The 24,343-nt window shown below is 59.1% G+C and carries 15 protein-coding genes; 8 read left to right on the top strand and 7 right to left on the bottom strand.

The window, feature by feature from the left end; all coding sequences use genetic code 11:
- Positions 1–5 precede the first annotated feature (5 nt).
- The 5 genes from DB51_RS00865 to bglX all read left to right on the top strand — a co-directional run bounded on the left by DB51_RS00865 (position 6) and on the right by bglX (position 9,527).
- Positions 6–962: an ABC transporter permease gene (locus DB51_RS00865; protein ID WP_034251048.1), complete on the top strand. Its 957-nt coding sequence runs from the start codon at positions 6–8 to the stop codon at positions 960–962.
- Positions 959–2,611, top strand: coding sequence for an ABC transporter ATP-binding protein (locus DB51_RS00870; RefSeq protein ID WP_034250732.1), 1,653 nt, complete (start codon positions 959–961; stop codon positions 2,609–2,611). Before DB51_RS00865 ends, DB51_RS00870 begins: the two co-directional genes overlap by 4 nt.
- Positions 2,612–2,686: 75 nt before the next feature.
- Entirely contained in the window at positions 2,687–3,592 is a 906-nt protein-coding gene (locus tag DB51_RS00875) for an alpha/beta fold hydrolase (protein WP_051867120.1), read from the top strand.
- A 182-nt stretch (positions 3,593–3,774) separates the two neighbouring features.
- Positions 3,775–7,284, top strand: a complete 3,510-nt coding sequence (locus tag DB51_RS00880; protein WP_162174591.1) for a GH36-type glycosyl hydrolase domain-containing protein — start codon at positions 3,775–3,777, stop codon at positions 7,282–7,284.
- An 89-nt stretch (positions 7,285–7,373) separates the two neighbouring features.
- Positions 7,374–9,527, top strand: a complete 2,154-nt coding sequence (gene bglX, locus DB51_RS00885) for a beta-glucosidase BglX (RefSeq protein WP_034250734.1) — start codon at positions 7,374–7,376, stop codon at positions 9,525–9,527.
- 149 nt (positions 9,528–9,676) lie between these two features.
- Here the strand turns inward: bglX and DB51_RS00890 are convergent, their stop codons facing one another.
- From DB51_RS00890 to DB51_RS00900, 3 genes are all read right to left on the bottom strand, one after another.
- The gene (locus DB51_RS00890; RefSeq protein WP_034250735.1) at positions 9,677–10,156 is read right to left on the bottom strand and encodes a Dps family protein; all 480 of its coding nucleotides are present in this window, start codon (positions 10,154–10,156) and stop codon (positions 9,677–9,679) included.
- A 166-nt stretch (positions 10,157–10,322) separates the two neighbouring features.
- Positions 10,323–11,651: a hemolysin family protein gene (locus tag DB51_RS00895; RefSeq protein WP_034250736.1), complete on the bottom strand. Its 1,329-nt coding sequence runs from the start codon at positions 11,649–11,651 to the stop codon at positions 10,323–10,325.
- A gap of 95 nt (positions 11,652–11,746) precedes the next feature.
- Positions 11,747–12,307: a carbonic anhydrase gene (locus DB51_RS00900; RefSeq protein ID WP_051867180.1), complete on the bottom strand. Its 561-nt coding sequence runs from the start codon at positions 12,305–12,307 to the stop codon at positions 11,747–11,749.
- A gap of 331 nt (positions 12,308–12,638) precedes the next feature.
- Here DB51_RS00900 and ahpC point away from each other — a divergent pair, with 331 nt between their 5' ends.
- Together ahpC and DB51_RS00910 are read left to right on the top strand one after the other, a co-directional pair.
- Positions 12,639–13,202, top strand: coding sequence for an alkyl hydroperoxide reductase subunit C (gene ahpC / locus DB51_RS00905; protein ID WP_034250738.1), 564 nt, complete (start codon positions 12,639–12,641; stop codon positions 13,200–13,202).
- A 178-nt stretch (positions 13,203–13,380) separates the two neighbouring features.
- Positions 13,381–15,177: an FAD-dependent oxidoreductase gene (locus tag DB51_RS00910; RefSeq protein WP_051867121.1), complete on the top strand. Its 1,797-nt coding sequence runs from the start codon at positions 13,381–13,383 to the stop codon at positions 15,175–15,177.
- A 256-nt stretch (positions 15,178–15,433) separates the two neighbouring features.
- On the opposite strand, the gene DB51_RS00915 is transcribed toward DB51_RS00910, so the two are convergent.
- From DB51_RS00915 to DB51_RS00925, 3 genes are all read right to left on the bottom strand, one after another.
- Complete coding sequence (locus DB51_RS00915; RefSeq protein ID WP_051867122.1) at positions 15,434–16,711, bottom strand: OFA family MFS transporter; 1,278 nt, start codon at positions 16,709–16,711, stop codon at positions 15,434–15,436.
- Positions 16,712–17,087: 376 nt separating this feature from the next.
- Positions 17,088–18,137: a S66 family peptidase gene (locus DB51_RS00920; protein ID WP_034250739.1), complete on the bottom strand. Its 1,050-nt coding sequence runs from the start codon at positions 18,135–18,137 to the stop codon at positions 17,088–17,090.
- Between the two features lie 222 nt (positions 18,138–18,359).
- Positions 18,360–21,116, bottom strand: coding sequence for a phosphoenolpyruvate carboxylase (locus DB51_RS00925; RefSeq protein WP_034250740.1), 2,757 nt, complete (start codon positions 21,114–21,116; stop codon positions 18,360–18,362).
- 309 nt (positions 21,117–21,425) lie between these two features.
- Here DB51_RS00925 and DB51_RS00930 point away from each other — a divergent pair, with 309 nt between their 5' ends.
- Positions 21,426–22,922 (top strand): threonine/serine exporter family protein, encoded by a 1,497-nt coding sequence (locus DB51_RS00930; RefSeq protein ID WP_238548276.1) that lies wholly within the window; start codon positions 21,426–21,428, stop codon positions 22,920–22,922.
- 211 nt (positions 22,923–23,133) lie between these two features.
- On the opposite strand, the gene trpS is transcribed toward DB51_RS00930, so the two are convergent.
- On the bottom strand, positions 23,134–24,225 hold the full coding sequence (trpS, locus tag DB51_RS00935; protein ID WP_034250742.1) for a tryptophan--tRNA ligase: 1,092 nt from the start codon (positions 24,223–24,225) through the stop codon (positions 23,134–23,136).
- Between the last annotated feature and the right edge of the window lie 118 nt (positions 24,226–24,343).

Genomic DNA, 24,343 nt, shown 5'->3' on the forward strand with positions numbered 1-24,343 from the left:
GTTCCATGACATCGACTTCACAAACTTCTCATTCGCAGGCACCCAGGCGCAACACCAAGCCTGAAGGTGCACAGCATAACAGCGACAACGCGCTGGTCCGCGGCCTGAAGGTCGCCGGCCGAGGCATCGCGACGGTATGGAGTGTTCCGAAGGCTCGTTTCGGCATCATCCTGCTCTCGTTGATCATCCTCATCGCCGTGTTCGCACCGCTTCTGAGCCCATACGACCCCAAGGCCAGCGAGTTCGAGGCAGGTGCCGCACCTTCGATCGACCACTGGCTCGGCACGACGGGCAACGGGCAGGATGTGCTTTCCCAGCTGATATGGGGTGGACGCATCTCCGTGATGGTGGCTCTGGTCGGCGGTCTGCTCTCCACCTGCATAGCGGTTATCGTCGGTTTGAGCTGGGGCTATATTCGTTCCTTCATGGGTGAATTCGTCGGATTCATCGTGAACCTGTTCCTGGTCATCCCATCCCTGCCTCTGATGATCGTCGTGGCTGCATACCTCCAGAACGGCGGTATGGGAGTCATCATCCTCGTTATCGTGCTCACCGGCTGGGCCTGGGGCTCACGAGTTCTCAGAAGCCAGACGCAGACGCTGCGCTCTCGAGATTTCGTCACCGCGGCTTCATTCAGCGGCGACAGCTCGCCACGAATCATCTTCCACGAGATATTCCCCAATATGCTGTCACTGATCATCAACAACTTCTTCGGTGCCGCAACGGCCGCCGCGCTTGCCGAGGCGGGTCTGGAATTCCTCGGTCTCGGGGATTCCACCACGGTCAGCTGGGGAACGATGATCTATTGGGCGCAGAACAACAACGTCCTGCTTACCGGGCAATGGGCACTGCTGCTGGCGCCTGGCCTGATGATTGCACTGCTCGCGGTTTCCATGACCTTCATCAACTTTGGTGTCGACCGTTTGAGCAATCCGCGTCTGCGTGAAGGGAGCTCACGATGAGCCTGCTGAAAGTCCAGAACCTTTCAATCGAATACGACACCCCCGGTGTCGAAGCGGTTAAAGCTGTGACCGACGTCAACCTTGAGTTGGAACAGGGTGAGTTTGTCGGACTTGTAGGTGAATCAGGGTCGGGTAAGTCCACCCTCGGTTTTGCCATCACACGTCTGTCAAAGCCCCCGGCACGCATCAGCGAAGGCAGCGTGCTGTTCGACGGCAAGGACATCACCACGCTGAGTGACGAGGAACTGCGTCGCCAGCGTCAGGGCGGTTTCGCCATGGTGCTGCAATCCGGTATGAACGCATTGAACCCCGTCCGTACGGTCCGAAAGCATTTCCAGGATATTTTCAAAGCGCACAAGCATGTGGCAAAGGATCGTTGGGAAGCTCGCTCCGAGGAGCTCATCGGTAAGGTCGGTCTGCCGAAGAACACGCTTTCGAGATACCCCGGCGAGCTGTCCGGCGGTATGCGTCAGCGTGTATCCATCGCCCTGGCGCTGTCGCTCGACCCTAAGCTGATGGTGTTCGACGAGCCGACGACGGCACTCGATGTGCTGGTCCAGCATGATGTGATGCGGACCATCCGTGAGCTGCAGAAGTCGGAAGGCTTCACCGCCGTGCTGATCAGCCACGATCTGGGAGTAGTGCTCGAATCCACGGAGCGCGTGCTGGTGATGCATAACGGGCATATCGTCGAGGATGCCTCCAGCGTCGATATCCTCAGCCATCCCAAGGATGAGTACACGAAGATGCTGCTGAGCCACTATGGCGATCCTCGTGCCGAAGAGGTTTCGGTGCCCGGTCTCAGTCCGCGCGGCACCACGAAGTATGAGGGTGCGGCTCAGGACCTGGACAGCCTGACGATTACGGTCGACGACATTTCGAAGGTCTATCCGGGACGTAAGCGCGGCGAGGAAGAGGTCAAAGCCGTCAGCAACGTGAGCTTCTCGCTCAAGCCCGGAGAGTCATTGGCATTGGTGGGTGCTTCCGGTTCGGGAAAGTCGACCATCGCGAAGATGATCACCGGTGTGGAGGACCCCAGCGCGGGCACGATCACTCTGGGGAAGCGGCGCATCGACCGCATGCACGGCAAACGGGACCTGCGCAAGCTGCATTCGGACATCCAGATGGTGTTCCAGGACCCATACGCGGCTCTGAACCCACTGCACAACGTCGAATACATCCTTACCCGCCCGATTCTGAACTATACGAATCTGCGCGGTGAGGAAGCGCGCAAGCGTATGCTCGAGTTGCTCGAAACAGTCGGGTTGACGCCCGTGGAGCAATTCGCCGCCAAGCTGCCGCATCAGCTCTCGGGAGGCCAGCGTCAGCGCGTGGTCATCGCCAGGGCTTTGGCGAGCAATCCCAAGGTGCTGGTCGCCGATGAACCGGTTTCGATGTTGGATATGACGTTGCGTGCGGGCATTCTGGCGTTGCTTGATGATCTCAGAGTCCGGTTGAACGTCAGCATGCTGTACATCACCCACGATCTGTTGAGCGCTCGTCTGATCACCGATCGGATCATGGTGCTGAATCACGGGCAGATAGTCGAGCGCGGCAAGACTGCTGAAGTCCTGCAGCACCCGACGGACCCGTACACCATTCGCCTGCTTGATGCCATTCCGAAGCTGGAAGCGCATAAGGAGTCGTGATGCCGGCGCAGTGCTCGGACGACACGGTTCCGGCACTGCGACCAGCAATCGAGCAGATATGACCGAGGAGTAGCAATGAGTATTGATCATCGCGCCGCAGCAGTCTCGGACAAGATTCGTCCCGGACAGGCATTCGGCGCACTACCGATTCCCGACGGGGTGGAAGCCTTGATAATCGACGCTTCCGTCGGCCCACTGACAGCCATTCACGGTATAGTCCCGGATGGGGTGAGCACCAAGGGCACCGCCCTCTTCATTCCCGGATTTACCGGCAGCAAAGAAGATTTCTATGAGATCTTCGCGCTGCTTCCCGGCATGGGATGGGACGTCTGGGCATATTCGCAACGTGGCCAGGGCGATTCCGTGGCGCCCAAAGGCATCGAATCATACAGCAGAGAACACACCGCCGCGGATGCGCTTGAAGTGGCGGGGATCATCGCCGATGCCACGGGATGCGACGGCATACATCTGCTCGGCCACAGCTTTGGCGGTCTGGTCGCCCAGGCTACCGTCATCAAGGATTCCCAACCGTTCAGAAGCCTGACCCTGATGAGTTCGGGCCCTCACGGATGGCCCGGGCGCAAAGCCGATATTCGTCAGCGTCTTCTGGACAGCAACGGCGTCGACCTTTGGCGTCTTGACAATCCGGACAAGGCGGACTGGCCGGACGACAAGCTGGATAGGCTTCAGGGCTTCCTGCGGGAGCGCTCGGAAAGAACCAGCACCGATCAGCTCATCGGTGCGATAGATCAGCTTGCCAATGTTCACGACACCACCTTCGAGGTCAAGGACACCGGATTGCCGGTTCTGGTGTTTCACGGCGTGAACGACAACTGGGCGTGGCCGCAGGAGTGGCAGCGCCGTATGGCGACATTGCTGGGCGCGCGATACGAGATCATCCCCGATGCCGCACATTGCCCGAACGGTGAGAATCCGGTACCAACCGCCGCGCTGCTCGATGATTTCTGGTCGAAGCACTGACGGAATCGCAAGACACGGTATGGGTGAGCGCTCTGCTGATTGCGACAACAAGCACAAGTGAATTGCCGTCTCAGGGACAACGGCCAACACGATAGGGCGTTGGCTGCCGGAGACGAATACCGCACATCCGGCGGCCGGGGATACGACGGTCGCCGCCAATACTGAGAACGAAGGATATGACCATGACTGTTGACAACCGGGAATCCCAGATTCCTGATAACCAGAACGAATCGTGGGCGGACTGGAAGCAGAAGCAGGAGTCCGATCTGAGCATCACGAATGGAGATGCCCGCATCGCATTCACCGAATTCGGTGATATCGCCAGCATCAGTTCAGGAGAACTCCAGATCTCGCAGTATGCTCCGGGCGCACACGACGCGGGTATCGCAGGTATCTGGTTGCGTCGTCATGACCAGTCGGGAATCGTCAGCGTTCCGCTCATCGGAGTACGCTCGCGTTCTTCCTGGGGTCTATCGTCACGCACCGCCGTCTGGGAAGGCTCTGACCTCGGCGTTTCGTGGACCGTTACACTCGTCATCGATCCGCACGCACCGACATGGGCGTGGCATGTGGACGTCAATCCGCAGAATGCCGCGTCGGCCTCAGCCGGACAGGCACAATGGGACATCGTCACCGATCAGGATCTTGCGCTGGCACCCAAGGCTCAGGCACTCACCAGCGAACCGTACATATCGCAGTACGTCACCTACAGAAGCGTCGATCTGCCTGACTACGGACGTGTTGTGGCCGCCCGACAGACGATGTCCTGCGCTCCCGCTTTGCCACTGCTGGTCAGCGCCATCAAGGAAGGTGCCCAGGCGCATCTCACCGACGGATTCGACTTCTATGGCAAGAACGCGCGACTGGGTGCCCATCCGCAGATGCTGGATAACCCGACCTGGGACGGTGGATTCACCAACCAGTATGAATTCGGCATGATTGCGTTGTTGTCGGCTTCTCAGAAGTCCGCTCCCGAGATGGGCGAGAGGCATCTGGAGTGGACGCAGGTATTTGCTTTCGACCCTGACTTCCGCGGCGAGATGCCCGAAGCCTGCGAGGAATACACGAAACGTGCATTCGCCGGTCTGGACGATGTTCTCCGTGATGCCACGAGTGATGCGCAAAGCATCCAGCTGACACCCGCAGGGCATGCGAAGAGTTCCGATGCGCATGCACCTTCGCTGCTTGCCACGGCGCCTGTGCTGGACGGCGATGACCTGGATGATGACGCCTTCCTCTCGCTGGGCGACGGCGTCGCAGCCGATCAGGAATCTGATGAGAGCGGACACGTGCTTTCGTATTTCGCGGATCGAGCATCGCATGTGGTCTCCAAGGCCAAGGAGCTGTTGGTAAGCCGTTCGCACGGGCAGATTCTGCTCGCCGGAAGCGTGCAGAATCCAGAGCATCCCGTCCTTGCCACCACGTCGTATGCACCGGGAGTCTTTGCCTCTCATATCGTCTTCGGCAATACCAACATGAACCGACTGATTTCCGTGCAGCGCACGAGCCTGAATCTTCTGCGCTCGCAGGGCATACGCATCCTGGTTCGCAGGAACGACCAGTGGCAGGTACTCGGCGTCCCCTCCGCATTCGTCATGGAGCTCGGCGCTTCAAAGTGGATATATCGTTTCGGAGAGCAGAGCATTACCGTAACGGTGGCCGCATGCGCACACCGTGACGCCCTCGAACTTGAATTCGAGTCGAGCGAAGCCATGGATGTCATGCTCACCGCTGATGTGGAATTCCCGGAAAACTGGAACGCCGAGCTGCATACCCTCCCCGGGAATGCCTCGGCGGTGGAGTTCTCTCCGGAAAGCGGCAGTTCGATCGACGGTCATTGCCCAGGGCTGAGGTATGTGTTCGCAAGCTCGGATGCCACGATCGGCGGCGACGGACCCTTGTTCGGACTGGAATCCTCCGCATCGGAAGGCACGGCGGTACTGACCTTCAGCAGCGCTCATGTGACCGGGCTCAGATTGGCCGTCGCGGCGAGCATGGATGGGTCCGAAGCGGCTCTCGAATGCACCGCTGCGGTGCTTGCAGACGAAACTCCTCTTGCCGATGAACTGCAGGCGCAGTTCGAATACATCAACGGCTTCATGGATGATTTCAGCATCTCCGATGGCGGCAGACTGAACGAGTGGAACGAGGGTGCGCCCTGGTTCGTTCAGAACGCCCTGGTGCATTTCCTGTCGCCGCACGGTCTCGAACAGTACTCGGGCGCGGCCTGGGGCACGCGTGACGTCTGCCAGGGGCCGTTCGAAATGGCCTTGGCGTTCGGGCATTTCGATATCGCCCATGACATCATTCTCAAGGTCTTCGGTCATCAGAATCCCGATGGCTCGCTGCCGCAGTGGTTCATGTTCGACGAATACGCTGAGATGTTCCAGCATGACTCCCACGGTGATATCCCCGTATGGCCGTTGATGGCGGTTTACGAATACCTGGAGGCGGGCGGTGACCGGGCTCTTCTCGAAGAACAGGTGGACTTCTGGGATGACGTGGAGCGCACGACGGGCAAGCCCACGGTGGCGGACCATCTTGAACAGACCCTTGACTACATCCGCACGCATCGTGTGCCGGGAACCGAACTCTTCTGCTACGGGGAAGGCGACTGGGACGACACCCTTCAGCCGGCACAGCAGTCGATGAAGAAGGAGATGGCCTCTACCTGGACCATAGCCCTGCTGTTCCAGGCGACAACAGCGCTGCATCGTCTGCTGAAGGAAGTCGGCTACGACGACCTTGCCCGCGAGTTCGATGCCGAGGCTCAAGGCATCAAGCAGCAGTTCGCCAAGAACTTCATCTACGACGATGTGCTCGCCGGCTATGTGGTATTCACGGATGACGGCCCCATGCCGGTGATTCATCCCGAGGACACCCGAACCGGACTGCATTATCGTCTGATTCCGATGACCCGATCGATCATCGCCGGGTTGTTGACGCCGGAAGGCGCTCAGAGCCACGAGCAACTGATCGAAGAACACCTGCACTACCCTGACGGCGTGCGTCTGATGAATCGTCCCGCACACTATCAGGACGGCATCACCACGTACTTCAAGCGCGGAGAGCAGGCCGCGAATATCGGTCGCGAGATCGGCCTGATGTATACGCACGCCCATATCCGCTACACCGAAGCCCTGTCGCAACTGGGCCGCGATTCCGTGGCGGAGGAGCTGCTCCGCATCAGCCCCGTGAACCAGTTCAAGCGACTCGACACCAGCGAGATACGTCAGCGCAACTGCTACTTCGCGTCCTCCGACGCCGATTTCCCCGACAGGTACACGGCGGCGGATCAGTGGGACCGTTTGAAGGCTGATGCGAAAGACCCGATCGGAGTGCGAGGCGGATGGCGTGTCTACTCCTCGGGACCGGGAATCTACCTGCGTCAGATGGTTCAGCACGTGTTCGGTCTGCAGCTGCATACTGACAGCGTGTCAATCGACCCGATTCTGCAGCTGCAGGATGACGGCGTGAGCGTGCAGCTGTCGCTGTTCGGCAGCAAACGCACCTTGCGCTATCACCTGAGCGACGACGACGCCCCGGTAACGGTGTCCGTCGGCGGTCGGCGCCTGGATGCAGACGCCTACGATCTCCCGTATCGACGAGGTGGTCTTGTGGTCGGCGAGAAGGCCCTCGAAGGGGCCGATGTCATTGACATCAGCGTCGGTGTCCATCGCTCGACAATCTGAATACGCATCTGAAACAACGATCTGAATGTGCATTGCGGCCCCGTCCGGGAGGAATCTGTGACGGGGCCGCACGCGAATAAGGGGAAATCATGGAACAATCACAACTGACAGACCTGCTTGGTCAGATGACGCTCGATGAAAAGATCGGGCAGCTGCTGCAGATCACCGGAGATTTTTACTCAGACAAGGCCGAAGAGCGTACCGGCCCGATGACGCAGTTGGGACTTGACGAAGACGATCTGGCCAATGCCGGTACGGTGCTCGGAGTCACAGGAGCCGAAGAATGCCGCAAAATCCAGACCGCCTATATGAAGCGCAACCGTCTGCATATTCCCACGCTGTTCATGGGTGATGTGATTCACGGATTCCGCACCATCTTCCCGATTCCGCTGGGTTTGGCCTCATCCTGGGACGAAAGCGCCGCAGAAACGATGGCACGGGTCTCCGCGCACGAAGCCTCGGTTTCAGGACTCTTCGTGACCTTTTCCCCGATGGTCGATCTCGTTCGCGACGCCCGTTGGGGGCGCGTGATGGAATCCACGGGTGAGGACCCGTATCTCAACGGCAAGCTGGCAGCGGCGATGGTCCATGGATATCAGGGTGACGATCTGCTCGCAGACACCACCCGTGTTGCGGCATGCGTCAAGCATTTCGCCGCATATGGCGCCGCCGTCGCCGGACGCGACTACAACACCGTGGATATGTCGGAACGGCAGTTGCGGGACATGTACCTGCCCGGATACAAAACTGCCATCGACGCCGGCGCCAAGCTGGTGATGACCTCCTTCAACACCGTCGACGGTGTACCGGCCTCGGGCAACCGTCATCTCTTCCGCGACATCCTGCGGCGTGAATGGGGATTCGATGGCGTGGTGATTTCCGACTTCGGTGCGGTCAAGGAGATGATCTCGCACGGTGTCGCCGCCGATGAGCGCGATGCGGCGAAGCTCGCCATCAAGGCCGGTGTGGATATCGAGATGATGACGGTCTGCTACCTGCGTCATCTGAAGGATCTCATCGTTTCGGGAGAGGTGCCCGAACAGGTGCTCGACGAGAGCGTGATGCGTATCCTTGAATTGAAGAATGATCTGGGATTGTTCGAGAACCCCCTCCGCGGCGCCGACGCGGAGGCCGAACGGACCGTGGTCATGAGCAAGCAGCACCGCGATGCGGCAAGACGGGTCGCCGAGGAATCCATGGTGTTGCTGAAGAACGATGACGCCACGCTTCCGCTGGATGCGTCCCGAAAGATTGCCTTGCTGGGTCCCGCTGCGAAGTCCACCGATCTCTTGGGTGCATGGTCGTGGAAAGGTCAGGAAGACGATGTCGCGGCCCTCGACGTGTCGTTGCGCGAGGCGGGCATCCAGGTCAGCACGGTCGATGGCGATTTCGATTATCTTCAGCCCTCCGATCAGGCCGTCGAAGAGGCCGTGAGGGTGGCCAAGGATGCGGATGTCGTCGTTCTGGCCCTTGGTGAGCCTTCATACATGAGCGGAGAGGCGTCGAGCCGTTCCGATATTCGTCTGCCGCAGGCACAGCTCGACCTGTTCAAGGCCGTTGCCGCGGTGAACGACCGGATCATCGTGACGCTGTTCAACGGACGTCCCCTGGACCTGAGCGACATTCAGTCGGCGAAGGCCATTGTGGAGGCATGGTTCCCGGGCACCGAGGGCGGTCGGGCGTTGGCCGACGTGCTGACCGGTGCTGTGAACCCATCCGCGAAGTTGACGATGTCCTTCCCCGTGAGCGTCGGACAGGTGCCGATCTACTACAACGTCGACAATACAGGCCGCCCGTATGAGAACGATCCCGAGGGCAAGTACGTCTCGAAGTATCTCGATGTGTCGAATTATGCGGCATACCCCTTCGGTTTCGGACTGAGCTACAGCAAGTTCGAGTATGGAGAGGTCAAAGTCGAGGACCATGAATTCGACGCCGACAATCCGCTGAAGGTCAGTGTCGAGCTGCGCAATGTTTCGGAGCGCGAGGGCACGGAAATCGTGCAGTGCTACGTCCACGATCTTGTCGGGGAAGTGGTGCGGCCGATCAAGCAGCTCAAGGGCTACGAACGCGTGACACTCGCCGCAGGCGAGAGCAGGACCGTCACCTTCACCATCACCGAGGAGGATGTCCGCTACGTTCATGCCGATTACGAGCTGGACAGCGATCCCGGTGATTTCGATGTGATGGTCGGCCCCAACAGCCGTGACCTGAGCAAGGCTGTCCGCGTGCATCTCTTCTGAGGTGTGAGCGTTCCCGTGCTGCGCGAAGAGCTTGGCGGACAGGCGTATCGACCTTCTTTACGCCGTGTCCGCACTGTTTCGCGTCGTTGATACGGCTGGGGCCCGAACGGTTTGATACCGTTCGGGCCCCAGTGCGTTACGGGGTTCAATCACACGAGGTGTGAGCGCATGAACCACTGGAACTTCTCGAGCTCCTGCACGTGATCCTGGACGATATTCGAGCTGATGACATCCAGCTCATCCAGCTCTGCGATGGCCTTGCGGTCGTCGGCGATGAAGGAGTCGTAGTACTCGACCAAAGCCTTCAGGAAGCTTTCCGTGGAGTGACGGCCGGTCAGGTCGATGCCCTTCCAGGAGCGGTTGCGAAGAATCGCGTCAGGACGGCCGTCAGGCGAGCCGCCCAGGGTGGCGATGCGCTCTGCGGTTTCATCCGCCTGTGCGAGAACGGCCTCCACTTCGGGGTCGATCATCTCATGTACGGCGATGAAGTTCGGTCCGGTGACATTCCAGTGTGCATGCTTGAGTACCAGAGCAGCCTCCTGCTCCTGGCTCAGGCGATTCTGCAGAATGGAAATGATTTTCTCGGAAGCCGCTTCATCCAATCCCGGAACGGTGAATTGCAATGCCATGTTGTTCTCCCTTACTGCTGAGTGCATTCGTTCTGCCCTGAACGGCGACCACGCTTTCGCGTATCGTCCTGCGGGCCTTGGCTACAACTGTAGGTGGCCTGACTGCTTTCTCAAAATGGGACTTGTTCTGTAAGCGTCATCGGGAGGTCGGCGTCATGCTCGAAGATCAGGCGGGAACGGTTATGCCCTCCAGCGCCTGCGGGTCTTCGCGTCGTGTCACTTCGATGCTCCCTATGCGTCGTCCGTCGACCTTGGTGACCGTCATATCGTAACCGCCATCGGAATGGAGGACCTCGCCGATTTCGCCCATTCGGCCGGTATGCGCAAGGAAGAACCCGGCCACTGTTTCGTATGGGCCATCCTCCAGTTCGATTCCGGTGAGATCCGCGAAATCCTGCAGGGTCATCCCGCCCTCCACCGTCACAGCGCCATTGACGAAGGCATGTTGCGGCTCCTTCTTCGCCGGGTGGTCGTCCGGAAGGTCATATTCGTCGCGTATGTCGCCGACAAGCTCCTCGGTCATGTCCTCAAGGGTGACGATGCCGTCTGTTCCGCCGTATTCATCGATGACTACGGCCAGATGGATGCCGCGTTTTCGCAACAGCTCCAGGCTGGGCAGCAGTTTGGATGTGCCGGGCAGAGAGATGCCTTCGCGCACCACATCGCGCACGGTGGCAGCCTGCGGGTCACGGATGTCAAGAAGATCGCGGACGTGGACGAAACCGAGTACGTCATCGAAGTCCTTCCCGCTGACGGGATACCTGGAATACGGTTCGTTGCGAACGAAAGCTGCCGCTTCCGCCAGCGGCATGTCCCCGTCGAGGAACACGACATCGGCACGCGGGCGCATGACCTCGGCGACAATGGTTTCCGAAGCGTCGAACACGTCATCCAGGATGGTGCGTTCATCCTTGCTCAGACGGGTATTGGAAGATACCAAGACGCGCAGCTCATCATCGCTCACCTGGGTTTCCGCCTGCTGCGGGTCGAAGCCGAGCATGCGTACCAAACCGTTGGTGTTCTTGCCGATGAGCCAGATCAAAGGACGGCAGACGCGTGAGAATATGTCGATTGCAGGAACGGCGGCACGCGCGATCTGCTCTCCGCGCTGCATGGCGATGCGTTTGGGGACCATCTCCGAGACCACGATGGAGAAGTAGGCGATGACTATGGTAAGTACCACCGTGACCAGCGGGGATGCGAAATTCACCGGGACGCCCCAGCTTTCGAACACCGGAATCAGGAATGGTGCTATCGAGGACGCACCCACCGACGAGGACAGAAAGCCCGAAAGCGTGACGCCGATCTGCACGGTCGAGAGGAAGGTGTTGGGGTCCCTGGCGATTTTGCCTACGCGTGCACCGCGGGCGTCCTCCTGCTCCATGCGCTCCACCTGCGAGCTGCGCAGAGAGACCAGCGCGAGTTCGGTACCCGAGAACACGGCTCCGATAAGTAGAAATACAATAATCAGAACAACATTAAGCCATAGTGACATACCTCTAAGATACGTGAGGGGTGGCTATTTGCGCTGAAAGTGTGCAAATTCGCACACGACATGCCAATACCTGCGGGAGTAAGGCTTCGGCGCAGTCAGAAGGAGAGCACCTCGACCTTGCCCGTGGTGAGGAGGTAGCGTGCCCCGACGATCATGATCTGCTCGGAGGCGACCGCATCCCTCAGTATGGAGGATCGGTCCACCAGCTGCTCGATGGTGCGAGCCACATGAACGCGCTCATAGTCGTCCGTGGTGTCGAGGTCGGAGTCCTGTGCCGCAAGCACCGAAGCGCCTACCTGACGTACGACAATCGAGTCCGAATCCTCGGCCTTGCCGAGTTTCAGACCCTGGATTGCGGATTCGACGGCGCCACAGTGTTCATGGCCCATCACCACGATCAGATTCACATGCAGTGCCTGCACTGAAAACTCCAGCGAGGCAACGACCGCTTCGTCGAGAATCTCGCCTGCCGTACGAATGGTGAACAAGTCGCCGAGTCCCTGATCGAAGACGATTTCAGGAGGTACTCGCGAATCGGAGCAGGAGAGCACGGTTGCGAAAGGATGCTGGCCGTCTATGAGCTGTTCGCGGCTTTCCTTGTCCTGCCAGGGATGCTCCGCTTCGCCCTGCGAGAAACGGCGATTGCCTGCAAGCATTCTGCTCCATGTACCTGTTGCCAGATCGGTATCCGGACGGTCGATAGCCGATGCGTTATCGCGTTGCTCCATACTCAATGCCCCCTGTTGACGGTCACCTCATCCTACTCTTGGGAAATCGTGAAGTCCCAAGGTGTCTAGAGCATTATCGCCCCTGGGCGGCCTTGACGCTCGAGGATGTGTGCAAACTCACACCGCTGTGCGCGAGAGCTCATGTATCTGTCAGCATCGACGGGCTAGCATTGATGGCACCAGACCTTCCACAGAACGTCCGGTGAGCGGACGCTCGTCCAGGGGGACAGGAAAGACCATCCGTCGAAAGGGGATAGCAATGACGCTGCTGCAGCATGAGCTGACAGATTTCACTGTGCAGTCATACCAAAACAACGAGTTCCACGAAGTCACCAAGGAAGACGTGCTCGGACACTGGTCCGTGTTCTTCTTCTATCCTGCGGACTTCACCTTCGTATGTCCTACCGAGCTCGAAGACCTCGCCGAGAAGTACGCTGACTTCCAAAAGGCCGGTTGCGAGGTGTACTCAGTGTCTTGCGATACGCACTTCGTGCACAAGGCCTGGCATGACGCCAACGAGAAGATCGCCAAGATCGCCTATCCGATGCTGGCCGACCCGACCGCGACGCTTGCCAAGGACCTCGACACCTATAACGAGGCCGATGGCACCGCCGAGCGCGGCGATTTCATCGTCAGCCCCGAAGGCAAGGTTGTGGCCTACGAAGTCATCTCCTCGAATGTGGGTCGTAATGCCGAAGAGATTCTGCGCCGCGTCCAGGCATCGCAGTTCGTCTATGCGCATGGCGACCAGGTCTGCCCGGCCAAGTGGGAGCCAGGCGATGAGACCATCGCTCCCAGCCTTGACCTCGTTGGTCAGCTCTGATTCGAGGATGATGCCGACGACCCTGAGAGGGTGAGGCCATACCTGTAATGCCGTCTTGGCCGCGAGATTCGTCATATGGTTTCCCGCGGCCAACGCATATGACGGGCATGGAACAGCCGTCTTATCAAGGGTGTTGCCGGGTGCGGCAGGATGATTTCAAAGCGTTGAAGGAGCGTTAATGACACAAGGAAGTGCTGCGACTACAGCGGCCAAAACAACTGATCCCGATCTCTACGATGTGGTGGTCATCGGAGGCGGTCCTGCGGGTCTGACCGCAGGACTGTATCTTGCACGTGCCCGTTACCGCACGTTGATTCTCGAGAAAGAGGATTTCGGCGGCCAGATTACCATCACCGCCGAAGTGGTGAACTATCCCGGTATTGCGAAGACCACAGGCAAGGCGCTCACCGATACGATGCACGCCCAGGCCAAGGATTTCGGAGCCGAGTTCAAAAGCGCCGAAGCCACGGGAATCGACATCGAGGGCGATGTCAAAGTCGTGCACACCAACCGCGGCGACATTCGCACCTTTGGCGTACTGATCGCCAGCGGTGCGAGTCCACGGAAACTCGGTTTCCAAGGTGAGAATGAGTACGCCGGTCGCGGTGTGGCATACTGCGCCACCTGCGATGGTGAGTTCTTCACGGGTAAGGAAGTGCTGGTCGTCGGCGGTGGGTTCGCCGCCGCCGAAGAGTCCGTGTTTCTGACGAAATATGCGAGCAAGGTGACCCTGCTCGTACGCGAGGAGGATTTCACCTGCGACGCCGGTGTGGCCCAGGAAGCCAAGGACGACCCGAATATCGAGATTCACTACCACACGGAGTTGGATGAGGTCTCAGCAGGTCAGGGAGGACTCACCGAAGCCACGATCCACGACGTGCATACCGGTGAATCGAAGCTGTGGAAACCATCCACCAGCGACACCTTCGGCGTCTTCGTGTTCGCCGGATACGTGCCGCAGACGAGTGTTGTCAAGGGTCTTGTGGACCTCGATGACTACGGATACGTGATTACCGACACCCATTTGCAGACTTCGGTCGAGGGCATCTATGCAGCAGGCGACCTCTGTCAGAAGCACCTTCGTCAGGTGGTCACAGCCACCGCCGACGGTGCGTCCGCAGCAGTCGAGCTTGAGCGCTATGCCTCGCAGCTCTCCGATAAGACCGGGCTGCTCCCCGTTCGTCCCACAGGTTCCAAGAGCAACAAGGAAACCACATCGACCCCTGCGGGCACGTCGCCTGCACCCGCACCGACGCCGCAGGCCACGGATTCAGCCAAGGCCGCGCAAGGCGCTTCCGCAGTGTTCTCCGACGATGTCAAGGCACAGCTCAGCATGGTGTTCTCACGGCTGGTGAAGCCTGCCGTGCTGCAACTCGAGCTGGATGGCACGCCGCTGTCCAAAGAGCTTCGAGGATTCATATCGGAAGTCGTCGCGATCAGCGGCGGCAAGCTCAGCAGTGTGGTCAGCGATGACGTCGCATCGGTGGACGACGAAGGCAAGGCCAGCTTCGACCCCGCAGGAGTGCTGCCGGTCGCCAGGCCATGCGTGCGTATCTGCACAACCGATGCCGATGGCAGTCTGCATCCTACGGGACTGGCGTTCCACGGCGTGCCGAGCGGACATGAGTTCAATTCCTTCGTGCTGGGCATCTATAACGCCGCAGGTCCGGGTCAGCCGCTCGAAGATGACGTCAAGGAACGTATCGCCGAACTTTCCAAGCCTGTCGATGTGATGCTCCTGGTGTCTCTGACCTGCACGATGTGCCCTGAAACGGTGCTCTCCTCGCAGCGTATCGCCGCCGCCAACCCCAAGGTGCGTGCCGAGGCCTATGATGTCTCGCACTTCCCTGAGCTCAAGGAACAGTACGGGGTTATGAGCGTGCCATGCATCGTCATCAATCGTGACGACGGTTCCCAGACGGTCGAATTCGGTAAGAAGAGCGTTCCGCAAATGCTTGATCTTATCGGAGCATAGGCGGAAATAAGACCGAGTCCGAAAGCATCGGATTTCCGACCGATTGTTCAAATGCCTGTGTGGGCACCGTGACACGTTCGCGGTGCCCACACAGGCATTGTTGTATTCCAATCCCTACACAAACGAAGGACGGATTTCCCGGACATTCCATGGGAAGCTCATATTGTCAACGATTGCAACGCTTTCGGAGCATTGTACAAGTTGGTCTTTTCGGGTGGGGTCCGTTTGTGTAGGGATTGGAAAGTAGACATTCCTATTATGACTGTGCGACCACCTTATGAGGCACGTTGACGCGGGAAACGAGCCATATGGACAGCAGTGCGACGGCATAGAGCACGGTAATCACAGGAATGACCGCTGCGTAGCGGTGAGCCTGATCCGAGGCATGCGACACCACGAAGGAAGCCAGCTGGTTGCCCGAAAGTCCGGCGATTGCCCAGGCGCTGAGGGTCAGACCATGGGTCGTTGACACGGCCTTGATGCCGAAATGCTGGTCCAACAGCACCGGCAGCGTCGAGAATCCGCCGCCGTAACCGGCATTGATGAGGAAGAGCATGGCCAGAACGGCCCAAAGCAAGGCATTGCCGATGCTGTTGGTGACCAGCTGCAAGGCGCATACGGCAATCGACATGATGAAGATGATCTTGTAGCTGCTCTCGCGGCGTTTCATGTGGTCTGAGAGCGTGGCGAAGCCCAGGCGCCCGACCGCGTTGAATACCGCATCGACTGCCAGAACGGTGCCGATGATGCCGGTGATGGCCAGAGAGAACTCGCTGGCGGACATGCCCGCATACTGTGGCAATTGGTGAAGGAGGTCCTTGAGAATGTCTTTCTCCTGGGAAATGAGCGCAAGACCGCAGGTGATGTTCAGATAGAAGGCAATCCAGATTCCCCAGAACAGTGGTTTCTTGAGCAGTGCGCGTCTGTTGGTCGCCGAGGACGGCTTTTCATAGACATAGCCTTGCGGACGTTTGATAAGCAGGAAGCCGCCGAGCATCATGATGGCGTACACCACCGAGAGGATATAGAACATGTTGACCAGCCCAAAGGATTCGATGAGGAATTCCATGACCGGACTGGCGATGGCTTTGGCCAGACCGAAGCCGGCGACCGCGATGCCCGTCGCCATGCCCTTGTTGCTCGAGAACCATAGCATCAGATTCTTCACCGGCGTCAGATAGCCGATGCCAAGGCCGACACCCATGACCGCCCCGTAAAAAATGAATACACCCGGAACGAAATGCATGGCGATGCTGACACCGGTCCCGGCGAAACCGACAACGAAGCAGATGGTGGAGATCAGCGCGGATTTCTTGATGTCCCTTTCGACCATCGGCCCGAGGAAGGCGGCGGACATGCCCAGGAAGAAAATCGCCAATGAGAAACCCCACTCGATGGTTCCGGGGGAGACCTTGAGCTCATCTGCGATCAACTGCTTGAATACGCTCCAGCAATAGACGGTTCCTATGGAAATGTGCAGCAACAAAGCGGGTATGACGGCACGAACCCAGCGATTATCCGGCAACAATGTCATTCGGGTTTTCCCTCTCCGCAGAGGGTTGCGCACATGGGAATCACGGCGGCTGTGGTCCTCTGCATGTTCAAAGTAACATCTTTTCTGCTTCCGATTCCTTGCGAATCAAACGTTGATTATGAGATAGATAACATAACTGGTGTGTGCTTCGGCGTGTCCACCTCGGCGTATTCAACGCGAAGCTCCGAGTGCGGTGATTCCGGGTGGGATAGGGCTCCTGTCGAGACGCGGGGATGGATGTGCGAGGAGGGGCCCCACGCCCTGCGCCGTTGCAGGAAGCCGAGTCCGACCTCGCATAGATATTTATACACCATGACCAATATAAACCGCATGTTGCTCGTCAGAAGCGGTCGGGCAGAAAAGCGGTGATGCCGTCTTATACGTCGTAGTCGGCGATCACGGTCCGGTTCGCACCGTCGAGTGTGATGGTGCCGCCATGCGGGATGATCCACTGGGGTCGGGTATGGCCGAATGGCACCCCGACGCACACCACGGCTTGGGGATTGTAGATGGCTATTTGGCCGAGAATCGCGTCGCGTTGCTCATGACGCAGGGCTGACCGTTCCTCAGCGGATGGCATCGGCGCGGATAACTCGCTAACTGGTGGCCGAGCTACGAGGACACCAACAGCCGCTTGGAGCAGGCCACGTTCACCAAGGGATCGAAGCCAACGTTTCACGGCTAGGGCGGAGGGCAGCTCCTCGCTGCTTTCCAGCAGAAGAATCACTCCTTCAAGGTCGGCTAGCGAAGGCATTCGCCCGGCCATCGCAATCTCGTCTATCACCTCGATGCAACCGCCCCACGTGCGAGCAGTGACGGTTTTCTGCGGGCCGGCCCACTCCCACGGTTCCGTGGCTTCGCGCCTCCCGAATTCAGTCAGCGCTCTTGGATTCTCCCAAGGGATTCCAAAATCCTCGGATTCGGCCGTTTGGGTGAGTTCGATGCTGCCGCCTTCGATGAGCGCGGCTCGCAAGGAGCGCAGATGAATGTCATCCACTCGTGGCCCTGCGCCGAGATGAACCTGGGTCGACCCGCCATAGAAACTGGGGACTCCCGAATTCCAAAGCAGGTTATGAAGATTGGTGTTGTCGCTGTAGCCGAAGAACGGCTTTGGATTGGCGGCGATGACGGAGGGGTCGATGTGTGCAATGACGGTGATCTGGTCATCGCCGCCGATTGTGGCCATCACAGCGCGAATATCCGGGTCCGCGAATGCTGCTTCGATATCGGCGGCACGTGCTTCGGCGCTGGCGCCAAGCTGTCGTGTAGTGGGATATTCCACCGGAATCAGACCCGTTGACTCGGACAGTCGGCGCAGGGCCTGCTCATGCACGGAAGGTGCAACGGCTGGAGCGGCGAATGCCGGGGATATGACCGCAATGCGATCGCCCCGTCTGGCTTTGGGCAGGGATTTGAAAGAGCGCACGACTGTCCTCCTGAGGTCCTAGGTCATCTCATCCTACGCGGCATCCGGTGACAGGTATCAGACGTGTGTCCGTCGTTCCGGTTCATGGCCGTTCTCCCGAACGACAAGCACAGGGCATTGCCCTGGTGATTCGTTATGAGCAAGGCGGCGACCGGCATACGAAAATCCCGCACACCGGGTTGGCGGTGCGCGGGATTCTCACTGAAAGGTTCGGAACTCGAATCATCCGGTGTTCTGGAGGCCGGCGGCGACTCCGGAAACGGTGCAGAGAATCAGGTAGATGAACTCCGCCTGCTGACTCGTGCTGAGCTCCTCCTTGTCGTTTCTCCGACGCAGGGAGCGCAGCGCGCGAACCTGAGTGACCGACAGGGCATCCACATACGGCGAGCGGATGCGGATTGCCTGGCCGAGCACATGACGATGCTGCAGGGGCCATTTGTCTCCGACGATCTTCAACACCCACTTGCGCGTGAGGTCCATCTCGTCGAGGACCTTCTGTGACAGATCATCGCGGTCGCCAAGAGCAAGATACATCTTTGCGATGCGTTCGTCAGTCTTAGCGATGGACATCTCGATATTGTCGATGAAGGTGCTGAACAGCGGCCACTCCTCGTATGCCTTACGCATCGTGTCGAGGTCGTTGAACTGCTCGCAGGCGGTGCCGAGGCCGTACCAGGCGGCAAGGTTGATACGCGCCTGCGCCCACGAGAACACCCACGGAATCGTGCGCAAATCATCCAAGGATTTCGCGCCGATGCCACGTTTCGCCGGTCTTGAACCAATCGGCAGCAGACCTACCTCGGTTAGAGGCGTGACAATCGAGAACCAGGGAGCGAAGTCCGGTGTACTCAGCAGGTCAAGGAAGCGGTTGTGAGATGCCTCATTGAGCGCGGCAGCCATCTTCGCGTATTTCTGAGTCATCTCGGTATTGCGCTTCTCGACGCTTGGTGCGGATTGAAGCAACGTGGCCGCGGCTACGGACTCGATGTGGCGGATTGCCAGAATCGGGTTTCCGTAGCGCGCGAAGATGACCTCGCCCTGTTCAGTGAGCTTGAAACGGCAGTTGACCGAACCCACCGGTTGTGCGAGCACCGCACGGTTGGCCGGGCCGCCGCCTCTGCCGACAGCGCCGCCACGACCGTGGAAGAGCGTCAGATCGATGTCATGGCTCAACGCCCATTTGGCGATGCGCTCCTGAGCAGAGTGCAAGGCCAAGGTCGCTGAAGTGGGGCCGGCGTCCTTCGACGAATCGGAGTAGCCGAGCATGACCTCCATCTTGTTGCCCGTGGCTTTGAGACGCGCCTGCACCTCGGGGATCTTGATGATCTCCTCGAGGGTGTCCACGGAGTTCTCCAGATCCTCAAGCTGCTCGAACAGGGGGATGACATCGATGGTGGGAACATCCTGCGGATGCGCGAAGGCGAGACGGTTCAGCTCGAAGACGTCCTTGACGTGCTGGGCCGACTTGGTGAAGGAGATGATGTAGCGGCGTGCAGCCTTGATGCCGTTGCGACGTTGGATCGAGCCCAGCGCGCGGAAGGTGTCCAGCACCTCATGGGTCATCGGCTGCAGATCCCCGCGCTCGCCATGCAACCCATGCTCGCGGATGTCTTCCAGCGCCCGGGCGTGAACCACGGAGTGCTGGCGGAATTCCATCTCGACCATGTGGAAGCCGAAGGTCTGAGCCTGCCAGATCAGATCCTGCAGAGGGCCGTACGCATGACGTGCGGCATTGGCCTCGGCCAACGAACGCTGCACGACCTTGAGATCGGCGATGAATTCATCGCAGCTCTTGTACATCAGGTCCGCGTCGCGCAGAATCGAGGCATGCAGACGGTCGGCGATGACGAGCACGACCGAACGGTGCGGCTCCCGGCTGGAAATCACCGAGGCCTTATCCGTCAGACGTTCGCTCATCTCCTTCTGATGGCTCCACAGGTTCAGCAGCTCAGCGCTCGGAGGGGTGGTCTCGCTTTCGACCGTAAGGTTCTTGCCTACGGTTCTGGTGGCCTGCTCCAACTTGAACAGCACATGGTCGGTGAACTTACGGGCGACCATACGGCTCACCTTGGCGGTGACATTGGGATTGCCGTCACGGTCCGAACCGATCCAACTGCCAGGATGGAAGAAGGCGGGGCAGACAGGCGCGACCCTTCCGGCCTTCTTGCCGAGTATCCAATCGTCGAAACGGCGGTACACCTTGGGAATGGTGTCGAAGAGCGTGTTGTCGAAGATGTCGATGATCGTGTCCGATTCCTCGACGGGAGTCGGCTTCTTCAAGCCGATGGGCGAAGTGCGGAACAAGGCGTCGATCTCGTTGTACAGACGGCGTTCGTTCTCTTCCAAATCCGAGCCACCGAGCTTGGGGCGTTCCTCCAGGAGTTCGGCCACACGTCGGATCTTCCCCTCGACGGCCTTGCGGCGCGCCTCGGTCGGATGGGCGGTGAACACCGGGTGGAACTCGAGTTTTTCGAGCAGCTCCTCGGCCTTTGCGGGCCCCATTTCGTCAATCAGCTGATGATATGCGCCGGTCATCTCGTTGACGGGATCCGTGGCGGCGTTGAGGTCGACTTCGGCCTCGCGCTTATGCAATGCGGCGACACGGTAGTTCTCCTCGCACAGATTGGCGAGGTGGAAGTATGTGGTGAATGCCCGTGCCAGCAGTTGCGAGTCGTGCATCGAGATGCCGTCGATGAGTGCAACGGCTTTTTCGAGCCCATCCTCATCGGGGTGCGGGTCCTTGAGCACATCGCTGAAGTGCTCAGCACTGGCCTCGACTGCATTCTGCCGAAGATCATCGAATGATTCCAAGAGCTTTGGATCGAATTCCCCCAGGACGTCGCGAAGGATACGCAGGCACAGGTCCATGTCGTATTTCAGAGAATCGGGAAGATCACGCTCCTCCGGACCCTTCGTCCCGGTGCCGGAACTGACGATTCCGGCATCCGCAGCTTTGATTTGGTCGTTGTTATCTGCCATTTGGCCTCCTTTGCCAAACCTCCGGTTGCTCGATCTACCAGCTTTCCGCGGCTCCTCCGCGGTTGTGTATAGCTGATCGTTCCAAGCCCACAGCCTTTAGTTCAGCGCTTGCGTGCAACATTGTAAGTCCTCTTATGGGCAGTTGTATTACATGGGTCCATCCGCGGTCTGTGAAATAGATAACGCGAACTCGCCCCGAGGTGCAGGGTGTGGAGTAGAAAAGAAGTTGTGGGCTTCGCAAAACGTTTCAGAGATAACAGTCATCAGGCGCAACGCGCCACGCAGGAGAGTGAGTCCGGCCAGGAGAAGATCTCGGCCTATCACACGCATTCCATTCCTCTGGACATGGAGGATATCGTCAGGGACCTCGACAAGCCTGTCACAGAAGCGGGTATCGCGGCGAAAGCCAGTCTGATTGTGAGAGTCGGGGCTCTGGACCTGTCATCGGGGACGGGAAGTTTTCGTGTTCGGGAGATGATGCACCGCATCGCGTATCCTCTCGGGGTACATGTGCGGGCGGATGTGAATCTGACGGATATCGAGGCGACCTGCACCGACGGCAAGGACCGCATCACCGAAGTGGTTGACCTTCCCACCACCGGTGTCAATACCGAACGCATCTGGTTGTTGGAGCATTTCGCCGATTGGTTCAGCGTGAGCTGCGGACTAAGCAGTGTGTACCATCACGAAGCTTCCATTTCCAAGGCTTTGGTGACGCGTCTCGGCACCCCGGCCGCTGCGCTGTCGGCATTGAGGGCACTCGGCAGGGTGAAGGAGGCCATCAACCAGAAGAAGGACGACGACGGTGAATTCCACGGTCTTACCGTTCGTAAGGCCCATGCGAGGCTTGATGTCATCGAACGACGCAAGCCACTGTACCCTGCGTGGTTCGCAGCCATCGGCTCGGCCGTCGCATGCGCAGCCTTCGTGTTCCTGCTCGGTGGCGGGCCATTTGACATGGCCGGGGCTTTCGTAGGGGCGGGCATCGGCCATTTTGTGCGCAGACTCATGTTGGCGAAGCATCTCAATCAATTCTTCGTCACCTTCGTTTCCGTTGCGGTCGCCGCATTGGCCTGCGTCGGCATGCTGAGGTTCATCGGGATATTCAATCCGATAGCGCTCGCCCATGACACCGCCTACATCGGGGCGATGCTCTTCGTCATACCCGGCTTCCCTCTGGTGACCGGCGGCTTGGACATCGCCAAAATCGATTTCCCCTCCGGGCTGCAGCGTCTGATGTACGCATTGTCGATTATCCTGATGGCCACTTTCGCAGGCTGGGCCGTGGCCAGGGCAGTGTCGTTGAATCCGCAGGGTTTCGAACCTTTGGGGCTGGACCCGATGCTCAATGGCATATTGAGGTTCGGTGCGGCATTCGCCGGGGTATGGGGCTTCTCCGTCCTGTTCAACTCCCCGCAGCGCATGGCCTTCACGGCGGCCTTGATCGGTGCCATCACCGATACGATGCGTCTGGAAATACAGGACCTGCTGAATGTGCCCCCGGAGGCCGCCGCCTTCTTCGGTGCCTTCGCAGCCGGATTGTTGGCCACGGCATGGAGGTCCTCGGTCCGCCGAGGGTGGCTGCCATCGCATCTCGGGTATCCGCGCATATGTCTGACCGTGCCGTCGATTGTCATCATGGTTCCCGGCCTGTATATGTACCGGGCGATGTTCTATCTAGGACAGTTCTCCACATTGAATGCGTTGGACTGGGCGTTCCGGGCATTCATGGTCATCATCTGCCTGCCGGTAGGCCTGGCCATGGCTCGTGTCATCACCGACAAATCCTGGCGCTACGACGTGTAGCGCTGCGGTGCGCCGCAGCGCCCGGTGTGAGTGCTTGGCGTGTGAGCCAAGCTTGTGTAGTCGGCTCTGTGTTGTCGGCCCCGCGTAGTCAATCCTGTGTAGTTACAACGCTGTGTAGTCACAAACCCTGTGTAGTCACAAACCCTGCGTAGTCACCAACCTGTGTAGCCTACCCCGGCGTAGCCGCCCGGTGGTGTCGCCTGGTGACCGTTCAGTACTTCATGCCCATGGCTGCACGAACCTCGTCCAGGGTCTCCTCGGCGATGGCGTTGGCGCGGGCGTTGCCGTCACGTAGGACATCGCGTACGGAATCCATGTCCTTGGCCAGCTCGGCACGGCGCTCGCGGTGGGGGCCCAGGAATTCGTTGACGGCCTCCGTGACGAACTTCTTGAGCGCGCCCGCACCTGATTCGCCGATTTCCTCGCCGATTTCCTCCGGACTGCGACCCGTGACCAATCCGGCGGTGGTGAGCAATGCGGATACCTGCGGCCGGTTGACAGGATCGAAGGTGATTCGGCGCTCGGAATCCGTGGGCGACTTCTTGATGAGTTTTGCGGTTTCCTCGGCGGTGGCACCCAGCATGATGGAGTTGCCGTAGGATTTGCTCATCTTGCGGCCGTCAAGTCCCGGAATTTCGGGGGCATCGGAAAGAATGGCCGCCGGCTCGGGGAAAACGGGATGTTTGGGCGCATACCGTTCATTGAAACGTCTGGCGATGGTGCGGGTGATTTCGACGTGGGGGAGATTGTCCTTGCCGATTGGGACCACATTCGCCTTGCAGAAGAGGATGTCGCAGGCCTGATGCACGGGGTATGTCAGCAGCAGACCGGTCAGCGCGTGGCCACTGGCCTCCATCTCGGATTTCACCGTCGGGTTGCGGTGCAGCTCCGCCTCGGTCACCAGCGACAGGAACGGCAGCAGCAGCTGGTTCTCGGCGGGTACGGCGGAATGCGTGTAGATCATGGTCTTAGTTGGGTCGATTCCCGCAGCGAGGTAGTCGAGCACCAGATTCAGCACATTGTCGCCGATGTGTTCCGTGGTGTCACGGTCGGTGATGACCTGGTAGTCGGCGATGATGATGTTGGTGTGGACGCCTCGCTCCTGCATCTGCACGCGTCCGAGCAGAGAGCCGAAGTAATGGCCCAGATGCAGTTTGCCGGTCGGGCGATCGCCGGTCAGCATAGTGTAACGTCCCGGAGCCTGCTCGAGCTTGCTCAGGGTGGCGTCCGAGAGTTTCTTAGCCGTAAGGAAGCTTGCGCTCATTTCATTGCCTGCCGCTGTCAGCTGCCGTTCATCCGTCATTGCCGTTATCCCCTGAGTTTCTGTGCAGAAAGCTGCACAAAGAGCCGAAATCTTGCTTTTATCGTAAAAGTCTCAGCAGACAAGACAACAGGTGGTAACCTCTAATATGATGCAAATT

The sequence above is a fragment of the Bifidobacterium crudilactis genome (assembly GCF_000738005.1).
Lineage (GTDB): Bacteria > Actinomycetota > Actinomycetes > Actinomycetales > Bifidobacteriaceae > Bombiscardovia > Bombiscardovia crudilactis.

Coding starts and splice junctions, on each gene's coding strand:
- DB51_RS00925 (WP_034250740.1), bottom strand. CDS start 21,116: ATGGCAGATAACAACGACCAAATCAAAGCTGCGGATGCCGGAATCGTC.
- ahpC (WP_034250738.1), top strand. CDS start 12,639: ATGACGCTGCTGCAGCATGAGCTGACAGATTTCACTGTGCAGTCATAC.
- DB51_RS00915 (WP_051867122.1), bottom strand. CDS start 16,711: ATGACATTGTTGCCGGATAATCGCTGGGTTCGTGCCGTCATACCCGCT.
- DB51_RS00895 (WP_034250736.1), bottom strand. CDS start 11,651: ATGTCACTATGGCTTAATGTTGTTCTGATTATTGTATTTCTACTTATC.
- DB51_RS00870 (WP_034250732.1), top strand. CDS start 959: ATGAGCCTGCTGAAAGTCCAGAACCTTTCAATCGAATACGACACCCCC.
- DB51_RS00880 (WP_162174591.1), top strand. CDS start 3,775: ATGACTGTTGACAACCGGGAATCCCAGATTCCTGATAACCAGAACGAA.
- DB51_RS00900 (WP_051867180.1), bottom strand. CDS start 12,307: ATGCTTGCAGGCAATCGCCGTTTCTCGCAGGGCGAAGCGGAGCATCCC.
- trpS (WP_034250742.1), bottom strand. CDS start 24,225: ATGACGGATGAACGGCAGCTGACAGCGGCAGGCAATGAAATGAGCGCA.
- DB51_RS00910 (WP_051867121.1), top strand. CDS start 13,381: ATGACACAAGGAAGTGCTGCGACTACAGCGGCCAAAACAACTGATCCC.
- DB51_RS00865 (WP_034251048.1), top strand. CDS start 6: ATGACATCGACTTCACAAACTTCTCATTCGCAGGCACCCAGGCGCAAC.
- DB51_RS00875 (WP_051867120.1), top strand. CDS start 2,687: ATGAGTATTGATCATCGCGCCGCAGCAGTCTCGGACAAGATTCGTCCC.
- bglX (WP_034250734.1), top strand. CDS start 7,374: ATGGAACAATCACAACTGACAGACCTGCTTGGTCAGATGACGCTCGAT.
- DB51_RS00890 (WP_034250735.1), bottom strand. CDS start 10,156: ATGGCATTGCAATTCACCGTTCCGGGATTGGATGAAGCGGCTTCCGAG.